Genomic DNA, 3818 nt, shown 5'->3' on the forward strand with positions numbered 1-3818 from the left:
GACGGATCGGCCCGGACGGATCGGCCCGGACGGATCGGCCCGGACGGATCGGCCCGGACGAGACCGGTCGCTGTCCGGCGGCCTGTGCCGTGGAGTGGATCCGGCATGCGGCCGACGTGGTGAGACTGCACGGGGAACGCCGGGTGGTGAGCGAGAACCTTCGTCTGCTCACGATGACCGGCTGCGTCCAGCCCGACCTCGGCCGGGACGTAGCCGCAGCGTGGGAGTCCCTGCTCGCCGACATCGCCACGAAGCTCAAGGAACTCCCGAGCGGCCCTGTGCGGGGCCACTTGCGCAACCAGATGGTCCAAGTTCCGAGGAACCGGCGTCGGCAGGCCCCGCAGGCCAACCGGACGCAGCGGCTCGAAGCGCTCTGACCGGACCCGGGGCGCAGCGGGATCGACGCCTGCTGCGCCCGGGAGGCCACCGCAACGGGGGGTGGCCGCCGCGACCCCCCGGCGGTGGTCAGCAGCCCGGCGGGCAACGGCCGCATCGTGCACTGTGTCTCCTCATGGAGCGCCGCCCTTCTTCAGACGGGCGGACCGGGGCGTGCGAAGGCGTGAGCGGATGACGGCTTCCCCTACGCGTCAAGGGGTCGCGCGTTCAGAATCCGAACGACAACGGGGCTTATCCGGCCCGGGAGTTGGGTCTCGGCCTCTTCTGACGTGAAGTCTTGACGGCTCATCGGGCCGCTAGTTGACTCACGGCGTGATCTAAGCCATGAGTGAAATCCGAGAGCCGAGGGAAGGACTGTCGATGCGAAGAACCGCCCTGCTCGTCTCCGCCGCCCTGCTCACCGCCCTGATCCCACTGGCGTCGGCGCGCGCGGCCGACGACCCCGACCCCGCGCCCGTGCCCGTCGACCGGTTCGAGGGCGAGGTGCCCTTCGCGAACCAGCCCGCCGAGGGCATCTTCACCTGGGGCGGCGACAGCGACGACCCGCCCAGCCTTCGGCTCACCGAGCGCGTGGACGCCCCCGAGGGAGACAAGGTCCTCACCGGCAGCTACGACATCAGCGGCTACGGCGGCTTCTCCCACGACTTCGCCGCCGACCAGCCGGCCCACGACTGGTCCGCCCACCAGGGCATCAGCTTCTGGTGGGACGGCCGGAACAACGGAGAGAAAATCGCCTTCGAGATCAAGGACGGCGGCGCGAACGGCGAGGCGTCGGAGTTGTGGACCACCTCCTTCACCGATGACTTCACCGGCTGGAAGCAGATCCGGATCCCGTTCGCCGACTTCACCTACCGTTCGGACTACCAGCCCGTCGGCGGTATCGACCACGTCCTCGGCCTGACGCAGATGTGGGGGTACGCCGTCACGCTCCCCGTCGGCGCCGAGGGCACCTTCGCCATGGACGACGTCGAGCTGTACGGCAGGGCCGACCAGTCCCTGCGCGCCTCCGTCACCACCGACTCCGTTGTCCACCCGGTCAGGGAGGGCGGCACCGCCCGGGTGAAGGTCGCGGTCGCCACCACCGGCTCCGCCCCGCTCGGCGAACCGGTCACCGTCGGCTACGAGACCGCCGGCGGCACCGCCGGCCCCGGCACCGACTACACGCCCGTCAGCGGAACCCTCACCTTCCCGGCCGGGACGGCCTCCGGAAGCACCCGGACCATCCAGGTCCCCACGCTCCGGGACAGGGCGGCCGAGCCCGCCGAGACGATCCCCCTGAGGCTGACCGTCACCGGCGCCAAGGCTCCCGCCGAGACCCCCGAGGTGGTCGTCGACGCCCATGGGCTGCCGTACCTGGACAGCAGGTTGCCCGTGCGCAAGCGCGTCGCGGACCTGCTCTCCCGCATGTCCCTCGAGGAGAAGGCCGGGCAGATGACCCAGGCCGAGCGGGCCGCGCTCACCGATCCGGGCGACATCTCCGGCTACGCCCTCGGCTCGCTCCTGTCCGGCGGCGGCTCCACCCCCACGCCCAACACCCCCGAGGCCTGGGCGAAGATGATCGACTCCTTCCAACTCCGCGCCCGGGCGACCCGGTTCCAGATTCCGCTGATCTACGGCGTCGACGCGGTCCACGGCCACAACAACCTCATCGGCGCCACGATCATGCCGCACAACATCGGCATCGGTGCCACACGTGACCCCCAACTCGCCGAACGGGCGGGCGCAGTGACGGCCGGTGAGGTGCGCGCCACCGGCATCCCCTGGGACTTCGCGCCCTGCCTGTGCGTCACCCGTGACGAACGCTGGGGACGCTCCTACGAGTCCTTCGGCGAGGACCCGGCGCTCGTGCAGTCCATGGAGACGATCATCCAGGGGTTGCAGGGAAGGCCGGACGGGCGCGACCTGAGCCGCGACGACAAGGTGCTCGCCACCGCGAAGCACTTCGTCGGCGACGGCGGCACCGCGTACGGCTCGTCCACCACCGGCTCCTACACCATCGACCAGGGCGTCACCACGGTCACCCGGCAGCAGCTGGAGGCCGTCCACCTGGCGCCGTACAAGACGGCCGTCCAGCGAGGCATCGGATCCGTCATGCCGTCGTACTCCTCGCTCGACATCGTCGGCGACGGGCAGGGCCCCGTGAAGATGCACGCCCGCGGCGACATGATCAACGGTGTGCTCAAGGGCCGAATGGGCTTCGACGGCTTCGTCATCAGCGACTGGAACGCCATCGACCAGCTCCCCGGCGACTACGCGGCCCGTGTCCGCACATCGGTCAACGCGGGCGTGGACATGATGATGGTGCCGAACACGTACAGGGACTTCCGTACCGCACTCGTCGAGGAGGTGAAGGCCGGGCGCGTCAGCGAGCGGCGCATCGACGACGCGGTCTCCCGCATCCTCACGCAGAAGTTCAGGCTGGGTCTCTTCGAGCACCCGTACGCCGACACCACCGGTGCCGCGCGGATCGGCTCGCCGGCCCACCGGGCCGTGGCCCGGCAGGCGGCAGCCGAGTCCCAGGTGCTGCTGAAGAACGCGCACGGCGTGCTGCCGCTGAGGAAGAACCAGAAGGTGTACGTCGCCGGCTCCAACGCCGACGACCTCGGCAACCAGACCGGCGGCTGGACCGTCACCTGGCAGGGCGCCTCCGGCACCCACACCCGGGGCACGACCATCCTCCAGGGCATGAGGGACGCCGGGGGAGACGTCACCTACTCCAAGGACGCCTCCGCACCCACGGCCGGCTACGACGTCGGCGTGGTCGTCGTCGGCGAGACCCCGTACGCCGAAGGCGTCGGCGACGTCGGCAACGGTCACGACCTGCGGCTCTCGGCCGCCGACCAGGCCGCCGTCGACAAGGTGTGCGGGGCCATGAAGTGCGCGGTGCTGATGGTCTCCGGGCGCCCGCTGACCATCGGCGACCGGCTCGGCGAGATCGACGCGCTCGTGGCCTCCTGGCTGCCGGGCACCGAGGGCGACGGCGTGGCGGACGTCCTCTACGGCAGGCGGCCCTTCACCGGGCAGCTGCCCGTCACCTGGCCGAGGTCGGAGAACCAGCTGCCGATCAACGTCGGCGACGCCGCGTACGATCCGCAGTTCCCGTACGGGTGGGGGCTCACCACCCTGACCAAGGTCCCGCGGGGAGGCAGGGCGACCCTGAAGGCGCTCGCCGCCGCTGCCGCCGCGGCCGACAGGACGGGCTCCGACCGGGCGGGACGCGCGATCGTCACCGAGGCCAGGCTGCTCGTCCAGCACAAGGCGGGCTCGGGGATGACGGCGGCGATCGCGAAACCGTTCGCCGACGCCGACCACCTGCTGCTGACAGGCAGGTACGCGGCAGCCGTGGCCGAGCTGACCGAGGCCTACCGGGCGGCGGCCTGACGGATCCGGGCCCGGGGGGGGGGGTCCCACAACCCCCCCCG

Annotated in this window: 2 protein-coding genes; both read left to right on the forward strand. The window is 71.2% G+C overall.

Going from position 1 to position 3818, the window contains the following annotated elements:
• On the forward strand, window positions 1-377 hold a 377-nt coding region (locus AC5WS8_RS38925; RefSeq protein WP_496108201.1), incomplete at its 5' end, for a hypothetical protein.
• Between the two features lie 379 nt (window positions 378-756).
• Window positions 757-3777, forward strand: a complete 3021-nt coding sequence (locus AC5WS8_RS38930) for a glycoside hydrolase family 3 protein (protein ID WP_496108202.1) — start codon at window positions 757-759, stop codon at window positions 3775-3777.
• Window positions 3778-3818 lie beyond the last annotated feature (41 nt).

This window comes from Streptomyces sp. PTL18 (genome assembly GCF_059510295.1).